This window comes from Streptococcus sp. 400_SSPC, from assembly GCF_001072745.1.
In the GTDB taxonomy this organism is placed as follows: Bacteria; Bacillota; Bacilli; order Lactobacillales; family Streptococcaceae; genus Streptococcus; species Streptococcus xiaochunlingii.
In genome coordinates, this window is record NZ_JVIQ01000039.1 from 1 (window position 1) to 319 (window position 319).

At 42.6% G+C, this 319-nt stretch carries 1 protein-coding gene; it reads right to left on the reverse strand.

From position 1 onward, the window contains the following. Positions 1-319 (reverse strand): hypothetical protein (locus ADH49_RS05335; RefSeq protein ID WP_048690511.1); only part of this gene is annotated, 319 nt, incomplete at both ends.

The following is a 319-nucleotide window of genomic DNA, read 5'->3' on the forward strand; positions in this document are numbered from 1 at the left end:
GATGAATGATTTTTCTGGTACGAATGTAACTGTTCCATCTGGAGCTACTGTGTAAGTTCCTTCACCTGGAATTGTCTTCGTTGTTGAACCATCTTCGAATGTTGCAGGTGTATCATCATCCATTGGAATGTTTGGATTGCCTTCTGTAAACTTAGGCTTACCTGTCTGAGTTTGGCCTTGTTTATCTGTTGAAGTTACATCCTCTGCACTTGGAACAACTGGAGTAATCTTAGGTGTGTAAGTTGTTTCAGCTGGGGTACCGTTGGCATCCTTCGCTTGAACCTTAACGGCAACGACTTCACCTGAGTATGTCTTATCT